The following is a 23566-nucleotide window of genomic DNA, read 5'->3' as shown; positions in this document are numbered from 1 at the left end:
GCGCTCATCTTTCCTTCCCTCGATAAACCTGCGACTGGAAACGCGATTTGACCCAAAAACACTCCGAAAATGGTCTCACCGACTACCGGCTGACCCGACAGGACCTGGATAGTAGCGGACGCATTTACGACTACAACCCGTTGGACGATGTCACCGGTATCCACCATGTCCCCGCGCCGCGTGGCGAGCCTGATCTGGATGGCAAGGACAGCGCCGAAGTACACACTCCATTGGCGTACCATTTCGAGCGTGACGCCCTCGACCGCTTGATCCGAAAACGCACCGATGATGGCGTGACCGAATATGCCTACGACAACGCCGACAACGGCTCGACTATACCAACGATGCCCAAGGCCAATTCATCAGTCGCGGGAAGAGATCTATTACGCTGAGGGAGGCCTGGCTAAGGCCATGAGTACACCTCACGCCTGATAGTCTCGAGGAGATGTATATCGATATCGGGCAGGCGCGCTCTATCCGAAAACAGCTGTGCCCGCAGTCCGGTTTCTATGAGCTTGAAAATGAATTTAAAATTCGCAACTGGAGGGAAATTTCGGTAAATCGTGCAGAAACGAAAAAAGACGCCTAAGCGTCTTTTTCGATGATCTACAGAATTTCATGAAACTCTGTAAATCCATATTTGGAGCGGGAAACGAGACTCGAACTCGCGACCCCGACCTTGGCAAGGTCGTGCTCTACCAACTGAGCTATTCCCGCTTGGTGATGCGCATTCTATAGAAATCTCAGAACCCGTCAACCTCTTGATTCAAAAAAGTTTTATTTCTTTTCGACGGTGGTGCGCAAATGAGGCCAGGCAGCGCGCAAATACTGGAGCATAGACCACAACGTCAGGCCTGCCGCGATCAGCAGCAAGGCGTAGCCCGTCAGGACCCAGAAGGAGAAGTCCGAAGGGTTGGCCAGCAGGATCACCAATGCGAGCATTTGCGCAGCGGTTTTCCACTTGCCCATGTTGGACACGGCTACGTGGGCACGGGCGCCGATTTCGGCCATCCATTCGCGCAGGGCCGAGACGACGATCTCGCGGCCGATGATCACGGCGGCCGGCAGGGTCAGCCACAGGTTGCCGTGTTCCTGTACCAGCAGGACGAGGGCGACGGCCACCATGAGTTTGTCGGCCACCGGGTCCAGGAACGCGCCGAACGGCGTGCTCTGCTCCAGGCGGCGCGCCAGGTAGCCGTCGAGCCAGTCGGTGGCGGCGGCGAAGGCGAACACCGAACTCGAGGCGGCATAGCTCCATTCATATGGCAAATAGAACAGCAGAATGAAAATCGGAATAAGCAGGACGCGTAGAACGGTGATCAGATTAGGGATATTCATCGGCACAACTGGCTACGAGGTGGAAAGGCATTCTATTCGCTATGCAGATTCGCATAAATCAGTTCAGCGAGCTTTTTACTGATACCGGGAGCTTTGGCTATTTCGTCAATGCTGGCACGGGATAGCTCCTGCAAGCCACCAAAATGTTTAAGCAAGTCACGACGGCGTGTCGGCCCGACGCCCGCCACCCCTTCCAGGGTTGAGGTTCGCCGGGTTTTGCCACGCCGCGCACGGTGGCCGGTAATGGCAAAACGGTGAGCCTCGTCGCGAATCTGCTGGATCAGATGCAGCGCGGGTGAGTCGCCCTTCAAGGTGAACTCATGGGCGGCATCATTCAAGTACAACGTCTCGAAACCAGCTTTACGCGTGGCGCCCTTGGCCACGCCAAGCAGGATCAGGTCGGGCACTGCCAGTTCGTTGAGTACGTCGCGGGCCATGGACAGCTGGCCCTTGCCGCCGTCCACCAGCAGGATATCCGGCAGCTTGCCCTCGCCGTCCTTCAGCTTGCTGAAACGCCGCGTGAGGGCCTGGTGCATGGCGGCGTAATCGTCGCCAGCGATGACGCCTTCAATGTTGTAGCGCCGATAATCGGACTTGATCGGCCCTTCCGGCCCAAACACTACGCAGGACGCCACCGTGGCTTCGCCGCTGGAGTGGCTGATGTCGTAGCACTCCAGGCGCTGTGGCGGCTCGTCCAGGTTGAGGACTTCGGCCAGGGCATCAAAGCGTGCGGCGACATGCTGTCGATTGGCCAGGCGGGCGCTCAGGGCCTGCTCGGCGTTGGTCACCGCCAGTTGCTGCCAGCGGGCACGAGTGCCGCGTACGCGGTGGCTGATGTCCAGCTCGCGGCCGCGCAACTCGTGAATCGCTTCGATCAGCGTAGGGAAGTCTTCGTGCACCACGTTGACGATCAGCTCTGACGGCAGGTCGCGCTCGGGGCTGCTGACGTAATACTGGCCAAGGAACGCAGCCATCACTTCGGCCACTTCTTCGTCGATACCGGTCTGCGGGAAAAAGTTCTTGCTGCCCAGCACTCGCCCGCCACGCACGCTGATCAGGTGCACACAAGCGCCGCCCGGGTTGACGAACGCGGCGATCACATCAACATCGCCGGTGCCGCCTTCCATGCTTTGCTGGTCCTGGACACGGCGCAGCAGGGAGATCTGGTCACGCAGTTCGGCTGCGCGCTCGAAGTCCAAGGTGCTGGCCGCCTGCTCCATGGCGCCCGAGAGTTCATCGGTAAGCGCATTGCTGCGGCCTTCGAGGAACATCACCGAATGGCGCACATCCTCGGCGTACTCCGCCGGTTCAACCAACCCCACGCACGGCGCCTTGCAACGTTTGATCTGGTATTGCAGGCACGGCCGGGTGCGGTTCTTGAAGAAGCTGTCTTCGCACTGGCGTACAAAAAAAGTCTTCTGCAGCAGGCTCAGGCTTTCGCGGATTGCGCCGGCACTGGGATAGGGACCGAAATACTTGCCCTTCTGCTTCTTCGCACCACGGTGAATGCTCAGTCGTGGGAAGTTGCCGTCGGACAAAAACACGTAAGGGTAGGATTTGTCGTCACGCAGCAGGATGTTGTAGGGCGGCCGCCATTCCTTGATCAGCGTCTGCTCAAGCAGCAGCGCCTCGGTTTCATTGGCGGTGATGGTGGTTTCGACCTGGGCGATACGCGCCACCAACGCAGCCGTCTTGGGCGCGAGGCCGCTCTTGCGAAAGTAGCTCGACAGGCGGTTCTTCAGGTTCTTGGCTTTGCCGACATAAAGCAGGCGTGCCTCGCTGTCGAACATGCGGTACACGCCGGGGCGGCCACTGCAGGTTGAGAGGAAGGCACTTGGATCAAACGGTGTGGTCATGTCAGGCGCTGGCGTCCACCATGCCGTGGCGCACCGCGAGCAGGGTCAATTCAACATCACTGCTGATGGCGAGCTTCTCGAAAATGCGATAGCGGTAGGTGTTGACGGTCTTGGGCGACAGGCACAGCTTGTCGGAGATGGTCTGTACCTTCTGGCAACCGACGATCATCAAGGCGATCTGGATTTCCCGCTCCGACAGCGTATCGAACGGCGAGTCGCTAGTGGGCTGGAAGGATTTGATGGCCAATTGCTGGGCAATCTGCGGACTGATGTAACGCTGGCCGGCAAACACGAGGCGAATGGCCTGCACCATCTCCGCCAAACCGGCGCCCTTGGTCAGGTAACCGGCCGCCCCCGCCTGTAGAAGGCGTGTAGGAAACGGGTCTTCCTCGCACACGGTTACTACCACGACTTTGATGTCGGGGTGGCTGCGCAACAGCTTGGTCGTAGCGCCAAGACCGCCGATTCCGGGCATCTTGACGTCCATCAGCACCACATCGGGCTTCAATTCCCGCGCCTTGATCAGGGATTCCTCACCCGACTCAGCCTGGCCGACTACTTGCAGGCCATCGATGTCAGCCAGCATTCGTGTAATGCCTGTACGAACGAGATCATGGTCATCGACTACTAGCACCCTAATCAAGCAGACACCTCGCGAAATGGTCTTATAGGTTGCTGAACACCTTAGCAAAAAACCAAGGCGCAGACCTAGCTGCAAGCGTCATATAAATAGAGTTTGAATACGCAGGCGCCAACCGCCGACTGGCGGACGGCTCTATTTGCTGGGCAGTGGGTCAGGAATCCTGAGACTGCGGCTTGATTTTTCCATTCAGCGAAATGGAATGTTCAGCCAGGGTCGACGTCAGGCGGCGGATTGCATCCTGGTCTTCCTTGAACATCGCGCGATAGTCGCCCAGTACTTTCTCTTCAATATGGCTCAGGTTCTCCAACTGAATCGGTGTTGCCGTACCGGTTAACACATACAACACATCAACACCTCTTTCGGCGACACGAGACAAGTAGTCGGCTTTAGGCGCTCGCCCTCCACTTTCGTATTTACCTTGTGCGTTGGCTTCAACGCCTCCTATCTCACCAAAGTTTTTTTGCGACAGGCCAAGTCGCTCCCTTTCTTGCCTCAAACGCGAACCAATTCCACTCATTTGGATGTATTATCCTATTTTGCACACCCCAAAAGGTGACGCACTCATCTCTTTGTTAAACGAACTTGAACGGTTTTGAACTATGCCCGGAATCCGTACTGCTGCACAAGCCAAGGCCTGGCTGGAACATCAAGGAAAGTCAGTTCAAGCATTCGCCCGTGAACATGGCGTTGATCCGGCTACCACCTATCAAGTGCTCGCTGGGCGTAAAAAGGGACGGCGTGGGGAGGCCCATAAGGTGGCGGTCCTACTGGGCATGAAGGAAGGGATTATCGTGGACGAACCCGATGCCGGGCATAGCGGTTCGCAAGCCACTTCTTGAGGCAGTATGCGCTAATTGGAGCACTGTGCAGGCTTTAGTCGGGTGGCTGACAAATACGCTCCATCTGCCAGAAGCAATTCTCTTCACTGACGATGTTGAGCCCCTGTCGCAGATAGAGCTTCTTGGCGGGATTGGTCTTGAACACCGTCAATCGTAATAGCCCCAAGCCAAGCCTACCGGCCTTGTCGATCATCTGTTCCATTACCCAACTACCAGCCCCTTGCCCACGGCATGCTTCGATCAGGTGCAGTTCGCGAATGAACAACGCATCGTCGTCCCGGCTCAGGCTGATGAAACCTATCACCTCGTCATCGCGACAGATCAACCAGCTTTCCCGCTTTGCCCAGGCGGTGTCGAACCCGTCGTTCGACCAAATGAAGCCGTAGTGTTCGTAGTAGCGATTCATCGCTTGACGGGTCAGGGTGCGCGCAAACGACCGGTGCTGGTCCGTTGCCGCGCGCAAGTGAAAGGCCATTGCGTTACGTCCTCCTGTTCAAATTTCCACCTGCCGCCCGGTCCAGCGTCCGCCCTCCCGATGAGCGATGACCAACGCATTGCCAACCCCTGAAGCAGCAGCAATCAAACCCTGTGCATTCCAAATGGCACTTCGCCCTGCGCACTTCCAGCCGCCCGAAGGGCCGCCGTGGTTGGCCATCAGCACGAGCATCTGGTGTTCTGAAGCGTAGCCTTGAAGCAATGCGACGTCAGCGGCATAGCCACCTTCACTGATCAGCACGCCGGCGGCATACACGCCAGCCCCCGAGTCTGCCGCTGCGCGCGGGTGGCTGCCATGGGAGTAGTCTGCGCAGACCGCCAGCGCAATCCGATCCTCCCCCCATTGGAGTGCTGCACCACCCTGCCCCGGAACAAATGCCACCTCTTCGCCAGGGTGCAAGTGCTGCTTGGTGTACACCCCCAGGGAACCGTCCGCCCCCAGCACCAGCGCGCCAATCAAAACACCGGCTTGCGATGCCAGCCGGATCGGCATCCCCACCACCGCAGTCAACTGAAGTTCCCGTGCCATCTCACGCAAAGGCATCAGCACCGCGTCCTCTGGAACAATTGCCAAACCGCCAGCCAGGGACGGTTCATAGCCGGTCAGCGACAGCTCCGGAAACACTAGCAACTGCACACCGTGCTCAGCCGCAGCGCGCATCAACAACAAATGCTGCTGGATATTGGCCGGTACATCGCCCGCGATGGAGATGGATTGGGCAGCAGCAAGGGTCAAGGCAGTCATGGTCGCGTCCGGGCAATAAGGATCAAAGGGTGATCAGCCTATCCCAACCCATAGCGGTGAGTACCCCTGCACGATAGAAATTACTGATTGAATCCTGCAGCCTGCCTCTAGTAAGCTCACCGCCATCACTTGGAGACACACCATGTTGCAACTCACCCACACTCAGGTTTGCCTTGCTGCCAGCGCCCCGCGCTCGGTGCCGGCTACCCGTGTGAACGGTTCGAGCGCAGCTGCACACTTTTATTTTGGGTATTGGTTTAGCCACTGGCGCGCCTGATACCTGAAATCGGCGCCCACTACTCAAGGGGTCGCCTACCAGAGAAATCTAACCCCCGGTCGGCTCCCCGACCGGGGGTTTTGTTTTTTCAGGCCCTCATAACATTCAGCAAGAACACTTTAAGGACACACGACATGAACTACGCCACCTATTACCGCTACGACACTTGCACTGCATGGCGATTTAGCAAGCTCCGCTCGGGACAGCCTGCCGCCTCCGATCGGTCACCTATTGGTGGCAAGCCAACACACGTAGCCGATACGGCCAATTGTCGAACACCCCAGTAGGGCCAAGCGCGCGGGAATAACCCGCCGCTTGCCCAGGAAGCCTTGAATATGAACTCCGCCACCGCCGCTTTGCCTGTTACCAACCTGTCCAGCGCTAATGAAGCCCTGACCCAACGCCTGCCCAGCTCCCTTGAGCTCAAGCATCAGTTGCCCCTCAGTCCGTTCCTCAACGAACAGATCCACGCCCATCGCCAAGCCCTGCGCGCCATCCTCAATGGCGAAGATTCACGTTTGCTGGTGATCGTCGGCCCGTGCTCGATCCACGACCCCGAATCGGCCATGGAATACGCACGCAACCTGAAGAAGCTGGCCTTGGAAGTCAGTGACCAGATGCTGCTGGTGATCCGCGCCTACGTCGAAAAACCGCGCACCACCATCGGCTGGAAAGGCCTGGCCTACGACCCGCACCTGGACGGCAGCGATGACATGGCCGCGGGCCTCACCCTGTCCCGCCAGTTGATGCGCGAAATGCTGCGCCTGGGCCTGCCGGTCGCCACCGAGCTGCTGCAACCCATGGCCGCCGGCTACTTCGATGACCTGCTCAGTTGGGTCGCAATTGGCGCGCGCACCACCGAATCGCAAATCCACCGCGAAATGGCCAGTGGCCTGGGCATGCCCGTGGGCTTCAAGAACGGCACCGATGGCGGCGTGGCGATTGCGTGTGATGCGATGCGCTCCGCGTCCCACCCGCATCGGCACTTCGGCGTCGACAGCCAGGGGCATCCGGCGATCATCCAGACCCCAGGCAACCCCGACACCCATTTGGTGCTGCGTGGCGGTCACCGTGGGCCGAACTACGATGCGCAGAGCGTTGCGCAGGTGAAGCACGACCTGGCCAAGTCCAAGGTCGCGGCGCGGATCATGGTCGATTGCAGCCACGCCAACAGCGGCAAGGACCCTTTGCGTCAACCAGCGGTGTTCAACGAAGTGCTGGAGCAACGCTTGCAGGGTGATACGTCACTGATCGGCATGATGCTCGAAAGCCACCTGTTCGAAGGCTGCCAGCCGTTGAGCGCGTCGATGAAATACGGTGTGTCGGTGACGGATGGTTGCCTGGGGTGGGATGGTACTGAGCAGCTGTTGCGCAGTGCGGCGGAAAGGTTGCGCGAGCAAAACAAAGTCTCCTGACATACACAGGTCAAAAATGTGGGAGCGAGCTTGCTCGCGAAAGCGGTCTTTCAGTGCCAAATGCTCTGACTGATCCACCGCTTTCGCGAGCAAGCCCGCTCCCACATTTGAAGGGTGTTCGGCTCAAGACAGGGGGTACAGCGCCTCATCGAACTGCTCAAGTTTCGGAAACACCAAGGGCTGCTCATCCGCCAGCCCCTGCAAGCGCTGCCCATACCCCACCAAGAATGCCTGCCGTGCCTCATCACTGATATACGGCACATGCCACGCCACAAACGGCGCCAGCACGTCATACCCCACATACGCCAACGTGCCACGCAGAATCGGCCGTAACATGTCCTCCAGCGGCCCATGAATCGCGCCCTCACCGAACATATGCTCGCGCCCGCCCAGCGTCACCGTGACCAGCGCACGCTTGCCCGCCAGCCCGCCCTGATCGTAAAAACGCTTGCCGCCGTAGCACACCCCCGACACCAGTACCCGGTCGATCCAACCCTTGAGCATCGCCGGTGCCGAAAACCAGAAGATCGGGAAGTTGAGGATCAGCAGATCCGCCCACAGCAACTTGTCCAATTCACCCTGGATATCCGCCGCGATGGACTGCTTCTTCACCCCCAGGCGTTGCTCCAGGGCGTACACCAGGTAGTCAGGGTTTTCTCGCGAGGAAAAGTCCCCTGCCGACACCACCGGGTTCCAGTTCATGGCGTACAAGTCACTGACCTGCACTTCATGCCCCAGGCCTTCCAGCGTGGCAATGGCCTGGTCGCGCAATGCCGCAGTAAACGACTGCGGCTCAGGATGGGCGTGAACAATCAAAACCTTCATGTGTCGTCCTCAAACAGTGTGGGCTGCCCGTTGGGCCAGCAGATGATCGAGCCAGTCCGGGTCCATCTCAGGCTCCGATGAAAACAGCAGGCCGGTGTAGTCCTGGTAAGGCGGGGTGAAAATCGCGCTGCGGCTGCCTTGGTCCACCACCCTGCCCCGCTGCATCACCACCACTTCGTCGGCAATCGCGCGCACGGTGGCGACGTCATGGGTGATAAACAGGTAGGCAACGCCCAGCTGTTGCTGGATGCGGTTGAGCAGTTTCAACACGCCCTCGGCCACCAGTTGATCCAGGGCCGAAGTGACTTCGTCGCAGATGATCAACTGCGGATCTGCCGCAAGGGCGCGGGCGATGCAGATGCGCTGTTTCTGCCCGCCAGACAACTCGCGCGGCTGACGCTCCATGTACACCGCCGGGTCCAGTTCGATCATCTCCAGCAATTCGGCAACGCGTGCGCGCATGGCCTTGCCCTTGAGGCCTAGGTAGAACGTCAGCGGCCGGCCGATGATATCGACGATGCGCTGGCGCGGGTTCAAGGCGGTATCGGGGATCTGGTAGATCATCTGCACACGCCGCAACTGCTCCTTGCTGCGCCGCCGAAAATCCACCGGCAGTGCCTCACCGTCGTACAGCACCTGCCCTGCCGTGGCGGGCAGCAGCCCGGTAATCAGCCGCGCCGTTGAGCTTTTACCGCTGCCAGACTCGCCGATCACCGCCAGGGTCTGGCCGCGATACAGCGTCATCGAGACGTCGTGCAGCACCGGTTGATGCCCATAACTGGCGCTGACCTGGCGCACCTCCAACAACGGTACCTCCTGGACCGGACACGCCTTGGGCTCAGTGCGAAAACTGCGCACCGCCCACAGGGATTTGGTGTAGTCCTGCTGCGGTTGGCTGAGCATGCTGCGGGTGTCAGCCTCTTCCACCAGCTTGCCGTGGCGCAGCACCATAATGCGATCAGCCATCTGCGCGACCACGGCCAAGTCATGGCTGATGTACAGCGCAGCGCTGCCGAAGGTTTTCACCGCATCGCGAATCGCCGCCAGCACTTCGATCTGAGTGGTAACGTCGAGGGCGGTTGTGGGTTCGTCGAAGATGATCAGGTCCGGGTGGCAGGCCATCGCCATGGCCGTCATCACCCGCTGCAACTGCCCACCAGAAACTTGATGGGGGTAGCGCTGGCCGATGGTCTCCGGGTTGGGCAGGCGCAGTACGCGGTACAGCTCCACCGCTTCACGCTCGGCCTGGGCACGACTGACTCCACCATTGATCACCGCCGTTTCCACATGCTGGTCAATCAAGCGATGGGCCGGGTTAAACGAGGCGGCCGCGCTCTGCGCCACATAGGCAATGCGCAGCCCACGCAATTTTCGCAGCGCTTCGGGCTTGGCCTGCAACAACGGGATGCCGTCAAAACACACCGAGCCACCGACAATGCGGCAACCGTCGCGGGCATAGCCCATCGCCGCCAGGCCGAGGGTGGACTTACCCGCCCCCGACTCACCAATCAGCCCCAACACTTCGCCACGCTGCAAGGTCAGGTCGATCCCCTTGATCAGTGGGTGCCATGCGTCTTCGTAATGCCCTTCAATCTGCAGGTTGCGGATTTCCAGCAATGGCTTGTCCATCCTCAACACTCCTTCAGGCCGCTGGACTTATGCAGCATCCAGTCGACGACAAAATTCACGCTGACGGTGATCAGCGCCACAGCCAACGCCGGCAGCAACGGGCTGATATCGCCGAAAGTAATCAACACGGCGTTGTCGCGCACCATGCTGCCCCAGTCCGCCGTGGGCGGCTGAATGCCCAGGCCGAGGAACGACAGCGCGCTGATGAACAGGAACACAAAGCAGAAGCGCAAACCGAACTCGGCAATCAGCGGTGCGGCCGCATTCGGCAGCACTTCACGGGTCACCAGCCACCACAGGCCTTCACCCCGCAGGCGCGCAGCTTCCACGAAGTCCTGCACCACCACGGTCATCGCCACGGCGCGAGACAAGCGAAACACCCGTGTCGAATCCAGCAGTGCAATCACCAGCACCAGCGATGTGGCATTGGTGCCAACGACGCTGAGAATCAACAACGCGAAGATCAGTTGCGGGATCGCCATCAGCACATCCACCACCCGCGACAAGCCCTGGTCGATCCAGCCCCCCTTGATCGCCGCCACCAGCCCGCCCAAGCCACCGAGCAGAAACGCCAGCGTGGTGGTGAGGAACGCAATGCCCAGGGTGTTGCGCGCGCCATACACCAACCGGCTGAACATATCGCGCCCCAGGTTATCGGTGCCCAGCAGGAACTGGCCGCTCCAGGGCGCGAAGCCCTCGCCCACCACCTGGGTTTCGCCATAAGGCGCCAGCAGCGGCGCAAACAGCGCCACCGCGACGTACAACACAATGATCAGCAGGCCGAACTTGGCGCTCAACGGCGCCCGTGCCACTTGGCTCAGTAGGCTCATGGACTACCCCTTGGGATGCATCAGGCGTGGGTTGCTGGCGATGGACAGCACGTCCGCCCCGGTATTGAGCAGGATGTACGTGGCGGCAAAAATCAGGCTACAAGCCTGCACCACCGGAATGTCGCGCTTGGACACCGAGTCCACCAGCAGCTGGCCGAGGCCTGGGTAGACGAAGACCACTTCAACCACCACCACACCCACCACCAGGTACGCCAGGTTCAGCGCAATCACGTTGACGATCGGCGCCAACGCATTGGGCAATGCGTGCTTCCAGATAATGCGCGATTGGCTGATGCCCTTGAGCCGCGCCATCTCGATATAAGGGCTGGCCAGCAGATTGATCAGGGACGCGCGCGTCATGCGCATCATCTGCGCGATGACCACCAGGCTCAGGGTGGCCACCGGCAATACCGAGCGTTCCAGGATCGTACCGAAGGTGGCATCCGGCGCCAGGTTGGACAGGCTGGGGAACCAGCCGAGTTTCACCGAGAACACCAGGATCAGCAGGTAAGCCACAAAGAATTCCGGGAACGACACCGCGCTGAGTGCCGAGGTGTTGAGTAAGCGATCGAACCAGCTGTTGCGGTACAGCGCCGCCAGCATGCCAAGCACCAAGGCGGTCGGCACCGAGACCAATGCCGCCAGCGCGGCCAGGCTCAGGGTGTTGCCCAAGCGCGCGCCGATCAAATCGGCAATAGGTCGCTGGTTGGCGAGCGAGGCGCCAAGGTCACCGTGCAGCAGGCGCAGCAGCCATTGTGCAAAGCGTGTGAGCGGCGGCAGATCCAGCCCCAGTTGAGCCCGGAAAGCCGCCACGGTTTCCGGTGTGGCCGACTGGCCGAGCATGGCCTGGGCGATATCGCCGGGCAGCATGCCCACGGCGAGGAAGATGATCACCGAAACGGCGAACAGCGACAGCAGGCCAAGGGCGAGGCGTTGGAGGACGAGTTTGAGCAGGCTATTCATAAAAACACCTTGGAGAAACCACCACAAATCCCTTGTGGGAGCGGGCTTGCTCGCGAATGCGGGGTGTCAGTCGGCTCATGTGTTACTGATCCACCGCATTCGCGAGCAAGCCCGCTCCCACATTTGATATTCATTGACTGAGATATCCCTAGGCCTGCCACCACCGCTCGATCAGCCGCAAGCCGTCCAACTCGCCGTAAGGCGCGGTCAGTGGCCCATGACTGACCCGGTTCGACCGCGCCGCCACAGAACTGGCAAACAACGGCACAATCGCCCCACCATCGTCCCGGCACAGCGCCTGCATTTCGTTGTACATCTCTTGGCGCAGCGGTGCGTTCATCTCGCCACGGGCGGCGGTCAGCAGTTGGTTGAAGCGCGCGTTGTCCCAGTGGGTTTCGTTCCATGCCGCGCCCTTGGCATAGCCGATGCTGAACATGCGGTCGGCGGTCAGGCTGCTGTACCAGAACGATGTGGTGAACGGCTGCTTCATCCACACATTGGAGAAGAATCCGTCGGCGGGCTCACGTACGACGTCGATATCGATACCCGCCTGGCGCGCCTGCTCCTTGAACAACACCGAGGCGTCTACCGCGCCTGTATACGCAGCGTCGGAGGCTTGCAGGCGTACCTTGAGCGACTCCACACCCGCTTTGCGCAGGTAGAAACGCGACTTGTCCGGATCGTAGGTGCGCTGCTCCAGAGCGGCGTTGATAAAGCGGCTGCCCGGCTGGATCGGATGGTCGTTACCCACCAGCCCATAACCATGCAGCACCGAGGCCAGCAGGGTCTCGCGGTTGATCGCATGCTTCATCGCCATGCGGATGTCGTTGTTCTTGAACTCGTTGCTGTCGCACAGCATCGGGAAGGTGTAGTGCTGGGCGCCTTTGGTTTCTTCGATGACCAGGTTCGGATTGCGCTTGAGCAAGGCCACGGTTTTCAGGTCGACCTTGTTGATCACATCCACTTGCCCAGTGACCAGCGCATTGACCCGTGCGGCGCCGTCGGCGATGGCCAGCAGTTCGGCGCTGGCGAAATGCGCCCTGCCCGGTTTCCAGTAATCGGGGTTGCGCTCCAGGTCCATGCGCACGCCGGGTTCAAAGCTTTTGAGGCGATAGCCGCTGGTGCCCACGCCGGCTTGCCAGTCGGCGGCACCGTCCTTGGCGGGCATGATCACCAGGTGATAATCGGCGACCACATAGGCGAAGTCGGCGTTGCCCGAATGCAGCTCGAATACCACCGCGTCGCTGCCTTTGGCGCTGACGCTGGCGACGTCGCCCAGCACCGTCTTGGCGGCTGAGGTGGAGTCTTTGCTCAGGTGATGGTTGATCGAGGCCACCACGTCTTCGGCAGTGAGACTCTTGCCGTTATGGAACGTCACGCCAGGGCGCAGATGAAAGGTCCATACGCGGGCATCGGGGGTGGATTCAAAGCGCTCGGCCAATTCGGGAATGGCGGTACCGTCAACGGCAATCTCGGTGAGGGTGTTGTACACGGCCGAGAAGCCGACGAAGGTAAAGGTGTCGACCCAAGAACCCGGATCGCGCGAATCGGTGGTGCTGCCACCCGCCAGGCCCAGGCGCAGCACGCCGCCGGGCTTGGGCGTGGCGTCTTCGGCAAAGGCCGGAAGTGTCAGGCCCATGGAAAACGCCGCCGCCACCGCACCGGCCACGGCGCTATGTTTGAGGAAGTCCCGTCGGTGCATCGCTTGAGTCATTTTGTTGTTGTTTTCACTCATGGTCTTGCTCCTCTAAAGATCAACAGGCACAGGCATGTTTCAGCTCGATCAGGGTTACGCCATTGCGTTTGAAACCGTTGCGCAAATCCGTCTGCAATTCATCCAGGTTGCGGGGCTGGTTCACGGTGCAGCCGAACGCCTGGGCGAACAGCGCGAAATCCGGGTTGCGTGGCAGCACGCCGATGGGCTCGATATCCAGGTTGAGCATGTCATCGCGAATCTGGCCAAGGGCATCGTTGTTCCACAACAGCACCACCAGCGGGCTGTCCAGTTCTTCAACGGCGGTGGCCAGTTCCTGGGCGGTGTAGAGAAAGCCGCCATCGCCCACCAGCACCAGGCCCGGGCGCTGCGGTGCGCCGAACTTGGCACCGATGCCCGCCGGCAAGCCGTACCCCAAGGTGCCGTAGCCGGTGGGGTGCAGCCAGCTGCGCGGGGCGCGGCTCGGGTAGGCGTAATTGCCGGTGTAGGCCAGTTGGGTCATGTCGCTGCTAATGAACGCATTGGCGGGCAGTTCGGCTTCGATACGGTCGAGAATGGCTTGATGGATGGACTGCAAGGGGCCGTGTCCCAGCTCTACGGCCTGACGCAATGCTGCGACTTTTTGGATCGCGGCTTCGGCGTCAGGTGATGCCGTCGGCAAGCGCTCCAGCAACGCCACAATCGTCTGATGGGCATCGCCCCGCAACGCCACGGTGCTGGGGTAGAAATCATTGAATTTGCGCGGGTCGATATCCACCCGCAGCAGCTCGCCGCTAAGGGGCAAACGCTCGCGCCAATAGTCGGTGTCGGCCATTTCCGTGCCGACTGCCAGCACTACGTCCGCCTCGCTGATCAGTTGCCAGCCAGGCTCGACACACAGGGTGGACCCTGCATTCAGCGGATCATCGATCGGCAGCAAGCCTTTGCCTGCAACGCTGGTGAAAAACGGCGCCGCCAACTGCGTGCTCAAGCGCTGCAACGCCTCACCCGCAGCCAGTGCACCACCACCGGCAATGATCATCGGACGCTTGGCCGCTGCGAGTTTGGTCGCGGCCTGGTCCAGCACGTCGGTCGAGGGCAAACCACGCCCAGGACGCCGCACGACTTCATGGCTCCAATCCCACTTGATCGGCGCCGCCAGCACATCCAACGGCACCGAAATATGCACCGGCCGTGGCCGCTCGCTGTCGAATACGGCATATGCGCGGGCGACCAACTCCGGCAGGTCTTCGGCGCTTAACGCCACTGCAGAAAACGCCGTGATCGGCGCGGTGATCGCACGCTGGTCCTGGGTTTCATGCAGAATGCCCCAACCCTTGCCGAGACTGGCGGTGCTGTTGACGCTGGAAATCACCAGCATTGGAATCGAGTCGGCGTACGCCTGGCCGATGGCGGTGGCAGCATTGGTCACGCCGGGGCCAGTGATCACAAAGCACACCCCCGGCTTGCCGCTGACCCGTGCATAACCGTCGGCCATAAACCCCGCGCCTTGTTCGTGGCGGGTGAGCACGTGACGGATGCCGCTGCCGGGCAAGCCGCGATACAGCTCCAACGTGTGCACGCCGGGGATGCCGAACACGGTGTCAACGCCGTAGTTGGCCAACAACCGCACCAGCGCCTGGCCACCGGTCAAAGTCTTATCGTGCATGCTCATCTCCTAGACGAATCAGTGCGTCGACCGCCGTGGCGCCCCGAGCATTGACCAACAGTGGGTTCACATCCAGTTCCAACAGGTGCCCAGCGTTGGCGCAGGCGTAGTCGGCCACTGCTCGAATCGCCGCCACCAGTGCATCCATGTCCGCCACTTCACGCCCGCGAAAGCCTTGCAGCAAGGCGGCGCTGTGCAAGCTGAGCAAGGCATTGCGAATGGCGTGGTCGGTGGTGGGCAGCAGCAGGCTGCGGCTGTCCTTGAGCAATTCAACGAGGATGCCACCGGCGCCGATGACCAGGGCCAGGCCAAAATCATTTTCGCGCTTGATACCCACGATCAGCTCAGCCAACGGTGGCGTGGCCATGGACTCCAGCAACAGTTGATCGAAGATGACATTTGGCGCGTACGCAGCGATTTCACCGCGCATGCGTTCCAGGGCCGTGGCCAGGGCAACACCGTCCTTGAGGTTCAGCGCCACGGCGCCGGCTTCGGTTTTATGCGGCAAATCAACACTGACGGCCTTGAGTACCACCGGGTAGCCCAAGCGTGATGCATCACTGATCGCCTGCTCCGGCGTGCTCAGCACACCGGCTGGCGTGGTGAGGCCGAAAGAGCGCAAGGCTTGCTTGGAAGCCCATTCATCCAGCGCCAGACCTTGGCCACCCAGCGCTCGCGGGCACAACGGCTCAAGTATCGACTCGCCGCGTTCCAGCAGCACGCCACGGTTGTGCTGATAATCGGCAATACGCCCCCAAGCGGCGAGCGCGTCTTCCACGCCTTGCAGCGCAGCGATGCCTTGGGCGTGCAGGCGCTCACGCGCGTGAGCCGGCAGCAGTTCGGGAAACGCCGAGGTGACGAACCCGGTCTTGCCGTGCCGGCCAAGCGCGTCGCAGAACAGCTCCAACAGCAGGTCGCACTCCTTGCGCTCACCGGTGAATTCGGCCGGGTAATCCAGCACCAGCATGGCCGCATCGGCATCGGTGCGCAGGGCGGTATCGAGCATGCTGTTGAGGGCGTCGCGGTCACCCCAGATAGCGGTGGTGAAGTCCAGCGGGTTGACCAGGTTGGCGTAGCTGGGCAGCACCTGCGCCAGCTCCGTACGCTGGGCCTCATCCAGCTTGGGCAGGGCCAGATGGTTGCGCTCGGCGTAGTCGGCAATCAAACCGGCATCACCACCGGAACAGGCCAGTGCAATCAGGCTGTTGCCCGCAGGAAGGTTGCCGCATGCGGCGGCTTTGAGGGTTTCGACAAAACTCACCGGCCCACTGACACGGATCACGCCAAGCCGTGCAAACAGACTGTCGTACAGCACATCCGAGCCGGACAGCGAGCTGGTGTGACTCAACGCCAGCTCGGCACCGATCTGTGACACACCGGTTTTCAGCGCGATAATCGGAATGCCCTTCTCCAACGCCTTGTGCGCAGCACGGGCAAACCCCGGCACATTCTTCAAGCCTTCCAGGTGCAGGCCGATGGCGGTGACGCGCGGTTCATCGAGCAGCACGTCCATCAATTCGGCAACGCCCAACTGCGCCTGATTGCCCACCGAGGCCATGTAGGCCACCGGCAGCGAGCGGTCGCTCATCGACAGGTTATAGGCGAAGTTGCCGCTTTGGGTGAGCACTGCCACGCCCTTCTCCACCGCCCTGCCACCATGGGCCACCGGCCACAGCGCAGCGCTATGCAAATAGTCGAGCAGGCCGTAGCAGTTGGGACCGAGCAAGGCCATCTCGCCCGCAGCCTCTAATAGCTGTTGCTGCATGACGGCCCCGCTGGCACCCGTCTCGGCAAAGCCCGAGGCATAGCAGATCGCGCCACCGGTGCCGATGGCCGCCAACTCAGCGACGCAGGTCAGCGTCAGCTCACGGTTGGTGGCGATAAATACCGCATCCGGGCCGCACGGCAGGTCGGCGATACGACGCACACAGGGGATGCCATCAAGGCTGTCATGCTGCGGATTGACCAGCCACATCGGCCCGGCAAAACCGCCATCGGCGCAGCGCTTTAGCGCACGGGCCATGCTGCGTCCGCCGACGAAAGCCAGGTGCCGGGGTGCCAGCAGGCGTTTGAGGTTGCCGCGAATAAACTGGGACATAAGTGTTCTCCACGCCGATCAGCGCAACAGCGGCCGCAGCAGTTCACGGGCGATGATATGGCGCTGGATTTCCGAGGTGCCTTCCCAGATCCGTTCGATCCGCGCGTTGCGCCAGATGCGCTCCACCGGCCCTTCGTCCATCAAGCCCATGCCACCGAAAATCTGCACCGCTTCATCGGCGACCTTGCCCAGGGTTTCACTGGCAAACAGCTTGGCCATCCCGGCCTCGCCGTCGGTCATGCTGCCCTGGTCCATCTTCCAGGCAGTGTGCAGGGTCAGCAGCTCAGCGGCGCGGATCTGCGTGGCCATATCGGCCAGCTTGAAACTCACGCCTTGGTAGGTGCCGATGGGCTGGCCGAACTGCTTGCGATCCGCCGCCCATTGCAGCGATACATCCAGCGCGCGCTGAGCCTGGCCGACGCAGTTGGCAGCGACCATCACACGCCCGGCGGTCAACCAGGCATTGGCCACGTCCCAGCCTTTGCCCACTTCGCCCAGCACTTTGGAAGCCGGCACCCGGCAGTCGTCGAAGAACATTTCATAGGTGTGGTAACCGCGGTTGCTCACGCACTTGGGGCCACGGCGAATGGTCATGCCGGGTGTGCCGCGATCCACCAGGAACGAGGTCACCGCATTGCGCTGCCTTCCGTTGTGCTCGTAGGTGTCGGTGACCGCGAACACGATGGCGAAATCGGCGTGCCCGGCATGGCTGATGAAGTGCTTGCTGCCGTTGATCACAAAGTCATCGCCACTGCGCACGGCACGGGTCTTGATCGCGTTGGCGTCGGAGCCGGCACCGGGTTCAGTCAAGGCAAAACAGTCGATTTTCTGGCCCTGGATACACGGCAAGAGGTAGTCCTCGATCTGCGCGCCGGTGCACGCCATCAAGATTTTCGAGGGGCGCGCGACAAACACATGCAGCGCCCACGACACCTTCGACAACTCCCGCTCTATCAGCGCCTGGGACAGGTAATCCAGGCCGCCACCACCCACTTCCTCCGGCATGTTGAAGGCATAGAAACCGGCAGCAATCGCCTTGTCGCGGATCTGTGCAGCCAGCTCTGGCGAGACTTCGTCGGCACGGTCCACCGCCTCCTCATGGGGCAGCAATTCCTTGGCGACAAAACTGCGTACCGCGTCCACCAACATGTCTTGTTCTTGGCTGAGTTGGAAATTCATGGCGCTACCTGTTCAGGGTGTTGTTCTTATTGGCCGGAGAAAATCGGAGAGCGTTTTTCCAGGGACGCGCGCAACGCTTCGGCGCCGTCGGCACTTCTGCCGCACAACAGGCCCGCAGCGAGTTCGGCCTGCAGCTGCTCGGGCAGGCTGCGCGCGGCGCCTTCACGGATCAGGGTCTTGGTCTGGGCGAAGGCGAACGTCGGGCCGTTGGCCAGGCGCGTCGCGAGTTCAGCGGCGTGGGCGTGCAATTGCTCATCGGCGACCACTTCGCCTACCAGCCCAGTGGCGAGGGCACGGTCGGCGCTCCACAGTTCGTCGAGGAACAACAGGCGCTTGGCTTGTTCGCTACCGATCAGGCGTGGCAAGTGCCAGCTGGCACCCGCGTCTGGCGAGTAGGCCATGCTGGTGTAGCCGGCCTTGAAACGTGCCGATTGGGCTGCGATACGCAGGTCGCAGCACAGCGTCAGGTCCATGCCGGCGCCGACGGCGGTGCCATTGATCGCGGCAATCGTGGGTTTGTCGAGGGTGTGCAAACGGGTCATCAGGGCGTGGGCGGTTTCGGTCCAGCCGTAGGTTTCGAGGGCGCCACGGGCTTCGGCGTCGGCCCACTCGGCCAGGTCGGCACCGGCGCAGAAGCTGCGGCCGCTGGCGGTCAACACTACCGCGCGTACGCTGGCGTCGCTGTTGAACGCATCGAGCAAGGTGTGCAGGTGCTTGAGGGTGGGGATGTCCAATGCATTGCGTTGCGGACCACGGTTCAGGGTGATCCAGGCGACGCCTGCTTGCACATGGGTGAGCACGGGCGAATCGGTAGTCATGGCTTCCTCGAATTATTTTATTTGGCGTGAGGGGTGCGACATGCGCCGATACTAAACAAGTGTTCAGCAAGAAGGCAATCGGCAAGCCAGAAATATTTTTCGAGGGGGAAAATGCCGGCCTGAACCTTGCGTTCAGGCGGCGAGATTAGCTCAGGGTTTGAGCTGGTAACGCTGGCGGCCACCGGCCTGCAGGCCATCGACCCAGGCTTCGCAGATCTGAATGCCCTGCTCCGGCGTAAACGTACCGGGGTTGAGCCCCGACTCCAGCCACAAGCCGTCCAGCAGTGCACTCAAGCCGATGGCCGCAAGGTCTGCGTCGAACTGCTTCCAGCCCTCCTCCTTGGCCATGTCGGTCAGCGCCGAGCGCATGATGGTGCGGTACTCGCCGTAGGAATGTTCGTGGGCCAAGTTGATCGCGGGCGCCGTCTTCACCGCGCCCCAGAACACCAGCCAGGCGTCCAGCAGATGCGGGTCGAGCAATTCAGCGGAGAACGAGCCACGAAACAACGCTGACAACCGCTCCCTTGGGTTCGGCGGCGCCTTGGCCATGGTCTCGCGCAGCAAGCTCATGACCTGTCCGGTGATGGTGCGATAGGCCTCGGCCACCAGCTCATCCTTGCCCGAGTAGTGATGGCTGATCAGCCCCACCGACACTCCGGCCTCGGCGCTGATCTTGCGGATCGACGCACCCTGGAAGCCGTCGCGCTTGAGGCACGTAAGCGTGGCCTGAACCAGATTGGCCTTGCGCACTTCCGGGTCCATCCGGGAAAAACGGGATTCCTGGGTCATGCAGCGGTTTCCTACGATTGGGTCGGCAGCACGACTCTACATCAGTCGCGATACCCCGGCGACACCCGATCCAGCATCCGCAGCAACGCCGACCACGCCAGGTGCATGGCGTCCAGATCAGCCAACTCACCCTCTTCCAGCGCGCGGTCAGGGTTGTTGAATTGTTGCTCGGTGTAGGCACACACCTCGGCAGACGGCAGGATCAGCGTACCGCAGGCCTGCGCGGCGATCTGGATGTCACAGGCCTTCTCCAGGTAATACATGCGCAAGAAGGCCTGGCTGACCGTCTCGCCCACCGTGAGCAAACCATGGTTGCGCAGCATCAGCACTGGCTTGTCACCCAGGTCGGCCACCAGTCGGCGTTGCTCGTCCATGTCCAGGGCCACGCCTTCGTAGTCGTGGTAGGCGACCTTGCCGTAGAACTCCATGGAGATCTGGTTGACCGGCAGCAACCCGCACTCCAGCGCCGCCACCGCGCAGCCAGCCCGGGTGTGGGTGTGCAATACGCACTGGGCGTCTTCGCGGGCGCCGTGGATTGCGCTGTGAATCACAAAGCCCGCCGGGTTGACCGCATAGGGAGAAGGCTCCACGGCGTGCCCGTCGAGGCCGATTTTCACCAGGCTGGACGCCGTGATCTCATCGAACATCAAGCCATAGGGATTGATCAGGAAGTGATGTTCGGGCCCGGGAATGCGCACCGAAATATGGGTGAAGATCAGGTCGCTCATGCGGTAGTGGGCGATCAAGCGGTAGCACGCGGCAAGCTGCTCGCGCAGTTGCTGTTCGGTGGAGTGAGTCATTTTTATTCTCCAGGCACGGGGTGGGTGATGGCGACGCTAATCCAGTCGCCAGTAAAAAAACAAGTTGATTTTTTACTGGCGCTCGCCTCCTATAGAAAAATAACAATAACAGCGCCTGGAGTATCCGCACCATGTCGCACCCTGCCTTTCCCCACCTGTTTGAGCCCCTGGTCCTGCGGGGCAAACGCCTGAAAAACCGCATCATGTCCAGCGGGCATGACACCTCGATGCCTACCGACAACCGGGTCAACCCGCAGTTGATTGCCTATCACCGTGCGCGAGCAGAAGGCGGTGTCGGGCTGATTGTGCTGCAGGTGGCAGGGGTGCACGACAGCGCGCGGTACACCTCTCATGTGCTGATGGCCACTGACGATGAGTGCATCAAGGGTTATCGCGAATTGGCTGAGGTCTGCCATGCCCAGGGCACCGTAGTGCTGTCGCAGATTTTCCATCCGGGGCGGGAGATCATGGAGTCGGCTGATGGTTTGTTGGCCGTGGCGTACTCCGCATCGGGCGTGCCAAATGAACGCTTCAGGGTGATGCCGCGGGCACTGGACCAAGAGATGATCAACGAGATCGTCGCCGGTTACGCGGCAGCCGCCAGGCGATTGCATCAGGCCGGTATCGATGGGGTTGAGGTGGTCGCCAGCCATGGGTATCTGCCGGCGCAGTTTCTCAATCCAAGGGTCAACCGACGTACCGATGAGTACAACGGTTCGCTTGAACAACGCTTGAAATTTCTGCGGGAAATCATCGCGGCCGTTCGGGCAGCGACCGACGCGCAATTCATCATCGGCCTGCGCATTTCTGCCGATGAGCGCGATGCCGAGGGCCTGACAGAAAGTGAATCGCTTGAGGCCGTACACAGCCTGCAAACCGAGCTGGACTATGTGCATATCGTCGCCGGTACATCGGCATCGCTGGGCGGTGCGATCCATATCGTGCCACCCATGGCCATCGCCGCTGCGTACCTGGCGGATGAGGCGGCTGCGTTCAAGGCCAAGCTGTCAATTCCGCTGTTTGTTACCGGGCGCATCAACCAGCCACAGGAAGCCGAATTGATCCTGGCACGAGGCCAGGCCGATGTGTGCGGGATGACGCGCGCGTTGATCTGCGACCCGCTGATGCCCGCCAAAACCCAGGAGGGTCACGTTGAAGATGTGCGCGCGTGCATCGCCTGCAACCAGGCGTGCATCGGTCACTTTCACAAGGGGTTGCCGATCTCTTGCATCCAGCATCCCGAGACCGGTCGCGAGTTGCAGTTTGGCCAACGACGAGCAGCGGTGAAGCGCAAACGCATCATGGTGGTCGGCGGTGGCCCAGCCGGCATGAAGGCCGCTGCCGTAGCGGCGCAACGCGGGTATGAGGTCACGCTGTACGAAGCCACCAGCCAATTGGGCGGCCAAGTACTGTTGGCACAATTGCTGCCGCGTCGTAGCGAATTCGGCGGTGCCAGCACCAACCTGCAACGAGAGATGGCACTGGCTGGGGTGCACGTGGTGCGCAATACACGGGTAGATCGCGCGCGGGTGGAACGGGAGAAACCTGATCATGTGATCATCGCCACCGGCGCCGAGCCCTACTGGCCGGCCTTCGAAAACGGCGGGGAACTGCAAGTGGTGGACGCCTGGCAGGTGCTGCGCGAACAGGTCACGCTGGGGCGTTCAGTGGTGGTGATCGACTGGCGTTGCGACTGGATCGGCCCCGGCATCGCCGAACGCCTGGTGCGCGCAGGTCATCACGTGCAACTGGCGGTGAACGGCACCCATTGCGGTGAAAACCTGCCGCTGTACGTACGCGATCAACTGGCCGGCGAGCTGCATCGGCTGGGCATCCCGATCATTCCCTACGCCCGCCTGTACGGCTGCGACGACACCACGGTGTACCTGCAACACACCGCCAGCGGCGAGCCCATGCTGCTGGAGAATATCGACACCCTGGTGTTGTGCCAGGGCCACCAGCCGGTGGACACTCTGGGCGCGGAGTTGCAAGGCCTGGTGCCGTTTGATCGCATCGGTGACTGCCTGGCCCCGCGCACCGCCGAAGAGGCGATCTATGAAGGACTCAAGGTAGCGTGGAACCTGTGACAGACGAACCCCAGCAACTGTTTCTCGGCACGCGTATTCGCGGCCTGCGCAAGGCGTGTGGCATGACGCTGACGGACCTGGCCCAGGCCAGTGAACTGACCGCCGGCTATCTCAGCCAACTGGAGCGCAACCTGGCGTATCCGTCAATTGCGGCGCTGTTCAATATCGCCCGTAGCCTGGGGGTGACCATCCAGTGGTTCTTCGCCAGCGAATCCATCCCCGCCCCTGCCGATGACGGCTATGTGGTGCGCAAGGGTAATCGCCAGAGCATCCACTATGAGGACGGTATCGTTGACCAGTTACTCACACCGTTGCCGAACCATCAGTTGGAAATGCTGCACTCCTGCTTCCCGCCGGGTACCTACAGCCAGCAGAGTTATAGCCACGAAGGCGAAGAGGCAGGCTACGTGTTGAGTGGACAGTTTGAGCTCTGGGTCGGCGAGCGGCACTTCCTGTTGGATGAAGGCGACAGTTTCAGCTTTGCCAGCCGTGAACCTCATCGCTACGGCAACCCTGGCAAGGTAGATACGACGGTGATCTGGGTGATTACGCCGCCGACGTTTTAGGCCGCTAACGCT

Annotated in this window: 22 protein-coding genes and 1 tRNA gene; 5 read left to right on the top strand and 18 right to left on the bottom strand. The window is 61.1% G+C overall.

What is annotated here, in order from left to right:
• The first annotated feature begins 47 nt into the window (after nucleotides 1-47).
• Nucleotides 48-392 (top strand): hypothetical protein, encoded by a 345-nt coding sequence (locus tag HF257_RS23420; RefSeq protein ID WP_185710524.1) that lies wholly within the window; start codon nucleotides 48-50, stop codon nucleotides 390-392.
• A gap of 249 nt (nucleotides 393-641) precedes the next feature.
• On the opposite strand, the gene HF257_RS23415 is transcribed toward HF257_RS23420, so the two are convergent.
• The 5 genes from HF257_RS23415 to HF257_RS23395 form a co-directional block, all read right to left on the bottom strand.
• Nucleotides 642-717: transfer RNA gene (locus HF257_RS23415), tRNA-Gly, on the bottom strand.
• A 60-nt stretch (nucleotides 718-777) separates the two neighbouring features.
• Nucleotides 778-1338, bottom strand: coding sequence for a CDP-diacylglycerol--glycerol-3-phosphate 3-phosphatidyltransferase (gene pgsA, locus HF257_RS23410; RefSeq protein WP_003232771.1), 561 nt, complete (start codon nucleotides 1336-1338; stop codon nucleotides 778-780).
• Nucleotides 1339-1370: 32 nt separating this feature from the next.
• Nucleotides 1371-3194 carry an excinuclease ABC subunit UvrC gene (gene uvrC, locus HF257_RS23405; protein WP_185710525.1) on the bottom strand — a complete coding sequence of 608 codons (1824 nt, stop codon included), beginning with the start codon at nucleotides 3192-3194 and terminating at the stop codon, nucleotides 1371-1373.
• A gap of 1 nt (nucleotide 3195) precedes the next feature.
• Nucleotides 3196-3837 (bottom strand): response regulator transcription factor GacA, encoded by a 642-nt coding sequence (gacA, locus tag HF257_RS23400; RefSeq protein WP_185710526.1) that lies wholly within the window; start codon nucleotides 3835-3837, stop codon nucleotides 3196-3198.
• A 151-nt stretch (nucleotides 3838-3988) separates the two neighbouring features.
• Nucleotides 3989-4354 (bottom strand): helix-turn-helix domain-containing protein, encoded by a 366-nt coding sequence (locus tag HF257_RS23395; RefSeq protein ID WP_185710527.1) that lies wholly within the window; start codon nucleotides 4352-4354, stop codon nucleotides 3989-3991.
• A gap of 82 nt (nucleotides 4355-4436) precedes the next feature.
• Here HF257_RS23395 and HF257_RS23390 point away from each other — a divergent pair, with 82 nt between their 5' ends.
• Complete coding sequence (locus tag HF257_RS23390) at nucleotides 4437-4676, top strand: DNA-binding protein (RefSeq protein WP_185710528.1); 240 nt, start codon at nucleotides 4437-4439, stop codon at nucleotides 4674-4676.
• Nucleotides 4677-4710: 34 nt separating this feature from the next.
• Here the strand turns inward: HF257_RS23390 and HF257_RS23385 are convergent, their stop codons facing one another.
• Nucleotides 4711-5151: a GNAT family N-acetyltransferase gene (locus HF257_RS23385; protein WP_185710529.1), complete on the bottom strand. Its 441-nt coding sequence runs from the start codon at nucleotides 5149-5151 to the stop codon at nucleotides 4711-4713.
• 18 nt (nucleotides 5152-5169) lie between these two features.
• Nucleotides 5170-5916: a carbon-nitrogen hydrolase family protein gene (locus tag HF257_RS23380; protein WP_185710530.1), complete on the bottom strand. Its 747-nt coding sequence runs from the start codon at nucleotides 5914-5916 to the stop codon at nucleotides 5170-5172.
• A gap of 612 nt (nucleotides 5917-6528) precedes the next feature.
• Between HF257_RS23380 and HF257_RS23375 the strand changes: the two genes are divergently transcribed.
• Nucleotides 6529-7608, top strand: a complete 1080-nt coding sequence (locus HF257_RS23375) for a 3-deoxy-7-phosphoheptulonate synthase (RefSeq protein ID WP_185710531.1) — start codon at nucleotides 6529-6531, stop codon at nucleotides 7606-7608.
• 123 nt (nucleotides 7609-7731) lie between these two features.
• On the opposite strand, the gene HF257_RS23370 is transcribed toward HF257_RS23375, so the two are convergent.
• From HF257_RS23370 to HF257_RS23320, 11 genes are all read right to left on the bottom strand, one after another.
• Nucleotides 7732-8433: an NAD(P)H-dependent oxidoreductase gene (locus HF257_RS23370; RefSeq protein ID WP_185710532.1), complete on the bottom strand. Its 702-nt coding sequence runs from the start codon at nucleotides 8431-8433 to the stop codon at nucleotides 7732-7734.
• A 9-nt stretch (nucleotides 8434-8442) separates the two neighbouring features.
• Nucleotides 8443-10062: an ABC transporter ATP-binding protein gene (locus HF257_RS23365; RefSeq protein WP_185710533.1), complete on the bottom strand. Its 1620-nt coding sequence runs from the start codon at nucleotides 10060-10062 to the stop codon at nucleotides 8443-8445.
• Nucleotides 10063-10064: 2 nt separating this feature from the next.
• Nucleotides 10065-10892, bottom strand: a complete 828-nt coding sequence (locus HF257_RS23360) for an ABC transporter permease (RefSeq protein WP_185710534.1) — start codon at nucleotides 10890-10892, stop codon at nucleotides 10065-10067.
• Nucleotides 10893-10895: 3 nt separating this feature from the next.
• Nucleotides 10896-11855: an ABC transporter permease gene (locus HF257_RS23355; RefSeq protein WP_185710535.1), complete on the bottom strand. Its 960-nt coding sequence runs from the start codon at nucleotides 11853-11855 to the stop codon at nucleotides 10896-10898.
• Nucleotides 11856-12003: 148 nt separating this feature from the next.
• Nucleotides 12004-13590: an ABC transporter substrate-binding protein gene (locus HF257_RS23350; RefSeq protein ID WP_185710536.1), complete on the bottom strand. Its 1587-nt coding sequence runs from the start codon at nucleotides 13588-13590 to the stop codon at nucleotides 12004-12006.
• 19 nt (nucleotides 13591-13609) lie between these two features.
• A complete protein-coding gene (locus HF257_RS23345; protein WP_185710537.1) occupies nucleotides 13610-15217 on the bottom strand; it encodes a 5-guanidino-2-oxopentanoate decarboxylase in 1608 nt (535 codons plus the stop codon).
• Nucleotides 15207-17315: an acetate--CoA ligase family protein gene (locus HF257_RS23340; RefSeq protein ID WP_185710538.1), complete on the bottom strand. Its 2109-nt coding sequence runs from the start codon at nucleotides 17313-17315 to the stop codon at nucleotides 15207-15209. The genes HF257_RS23345 and HF257_RS23340 overlap by 11 nt, the downstream gene beginning before the upstream one ends.
• 18 nt (nucleotides 17316-17333) lie before the next feature.
• Nucleotides 17334-18494, bottom strand: coding sequence for an acyl-CoA dehydrogenase family protein (locus HF257_RS23335; RefSeq protein WP_185710539.1), 1161 nt, complete (start codon nucleotides 18492-18494; stop codon nucleotides 17334-17336).
• Nucleotides 18495-18520: 26 nt separating this feature from the next.
• Nucleotides 18521-19312, bottom strand: a complete 792-nt coding sequence (locus HF257_RS23330; RefSeq protein WP_185710540.1) for an enoyl-CoA hydratase/isomerase family protein — start codon at nucleotides 19310-19312, stop codon at nucleotides 18521-18523.
• 150 nt (nucleotides 19313-19462) lie between these two features.
• Nucleotides 19463-20101 carry a TetR family transcriptional regulator C-terminal domain-containing protein gene (locus HF257_RS23325; protein ID WP_185710541.1) on the bottom strand — a complete coding sequence of 213 codons (639 nt, stop codon included), beginning with the start codon at nucleotides 20099-20101 and terminating at the stop codon, nucleotides 19463-19465.
• A gap of 41 nt (nucleotides 20102-20142) precedes the next feature.
• On the bottom strand, nucleotides 20143-20901 hold the full coding sequence (locus HF257_RS23320; protein ID WP_185710542.1) for a class II aldolase/adducin family protein: 759 nt from the start codon (nucleotides 20899-20901) through the stop codon (nucleotides 20143-20145).
• Nucleotides 20902-21032: 131 nt separating this feature from the next.
• Here HF257_RS23320 and HF257_RS23315 point away from each other — a divergent pair, with 131 nt between their 5' ends.
• Both HF257_RS23315 and HF257_RS23310 read left to right on the top strand, forming a co-directional pair.
• Entirely contained in the window at nucleotides 21033-22988 is a 1956-nt protein-coding gene (locus tag HF257_RS23315) for an oxidoreductase (protein WP_185710543.1), read from the top strand.
• Nucleotides 22976-23554, top strand: a complete 579-nt coding sequence (locus tag HF257_RS23310) for a helix-turn-helix domain-containing protein (protein ID WP_185710544.1) — start codon at nucleotides 22976-22978, stop codon at nucleotides 23552-23554. Before HF257_RS23315 ends, HF257_RS23310 begins: the two co-directional genes overlap by 13 nt.
• The last annotated feature ends 12 nt before the right edge of the window (nucleotides 23555-23566 follow it).

The organism is Pseudomonas cremoris (assembly GCF_014230465.1).
The sequence above is the reverse complement of the archived record's forward strand: the minus strand, read 5'-3'. Positions and strand labels throughout refer to the sequence as shown.

Bases quoted from the DNA above. Each gene is read 5' to 3' on its own strand.
- HF257_RS23340 (WP_185710538.1), bottom strand. From the start codon at position 17,315: ATGTCCCAGTTTATTCGCGGCAACCTCAAACGCCTGCTGGCACCCCGG.
- HF257_RS23370 (WP_185710532.1), bottom strand. From the start codon at position 8,433: ATGAAGGTTTTGATTGTTCACGCCCATCCTGAGCCGCAGTCGTTTACT.
- HF257_RS23345 (WP_185710537.1), bottom strand. From the start codon at position 15,217: ATGCACGATAAGACTTTGACCGGTGGCCAGGCGCTGGTGCGGTTGTTG.
- HF257_RS23350 (WP_185710536.1), bottom strand. From the start codon at position 13,590: ATGAGTGAAAACAACAACAAAATGACTCAAGCGATGCACCGACGGGAC.
- HF257_RS23315 (WP_185710543.1), top strand. From the start codon at position 21,033: ATGTCGCACCCTGCCTTTCCCCACCTGTTTGAGCCCCTGGTCCTGCGG.
- HF257_RS23365 (WP_185710533.1), bottom strand. From the start codon at position 10,062: ATGGACAAGCCATTGCTGGAAATCCGCAACCTGCAGATTGAAGGGCAT.
- HF257_RS23380 (WP_185710530.1), bottom strand. From the start codon at position 5,916: ATGACTGCCTTGACCCTTGCTGCTGCCCAATCCATCTCCATCGCGGGC.
- pgsA (WP_003232771.1), bottom strand. From the start codon at position 1,338: ATGAATATCCCTAATCTGATCACCGTTCTACGCGTCCTGCTTATTCCG.
- HF257_RS23355 (WP_185710535.1), bottom strand. From the start codon at position 11,855: ATGAATAGCCTGCTCAAACTCGTCCTCCAACGCCTCGCCCTTGGCCTG.
- HF257_RS23390 (WP_185710528.1), top strand. From the start codon at position 4,437: ATGCCCGGAATCCGTACTGCTGCACAAGCCAAGGCCTGGCTGGAACAT.
- HF257_RS23375 (WP_185710531.1), top strand. From the start codon at position 6,529: ATGAACTCCGCCACCGCCGCTTTGCCTGTTACCAACCTGTCCAGCGCT.
- HF257_RS23395 (WP_185710527.1), bottom strand. From the start codon at position 4,354: ATGAGTGGAATTGGTTCGCGTTTGAGGCAAGAAAGGGAGCGACTTGGC.
- HF257_RS23330 (WP_185710540.1), bottom strand. From the start codon at position 19,312: ATGACTACCGATTCGCCCGTGCTCACCCATGTGCAAGCAGGCGTCGCC.
- uvrC (WP_185710525.1), bottom strand. From the start codon at position 3,194: ATGACCACACCGTTTGATCCAAGTGCCTTCCTCTCAACCTGCAGTGGC.
- HF257_RS23320 (WP_185710542.1), bottom strand. From the start codon at position 20,901: ATGACTCACTCCACCGAACAGCAACTGCGCGAGCAGCTTGCCGCGTGC.
- HF257_RS23360 (WP_185710534.1), bottom strand. From the start codon at position 10,892: ATGAGCCTACTGAGCCAAGTGGCACGGGCGCCGTTGAGCGCCAAGTTC.
- HF257_RS23325 (WP_185710541.1), bottom strand. From the start codon at position 20,101: ATGACCCAGGAATCCCGTTTTTCCCGGATGGACCCGGAAGTGCGCAAG.
- HF257_RS23335 (WP_185710539.1), bottom strand. From the start codon at position 18,494: ATGAATTTCCAACTCAGCCAAGAACAAGACATGTTGGTGGACGCGGTA.
- HF257_RS23385 (WP_185710529.1), bottom strand. From the start codon at position 5,151: ATGGCCTTTCACTTGCGCGCGGCAACGGACCAGCACCGGTCGTTTGCG.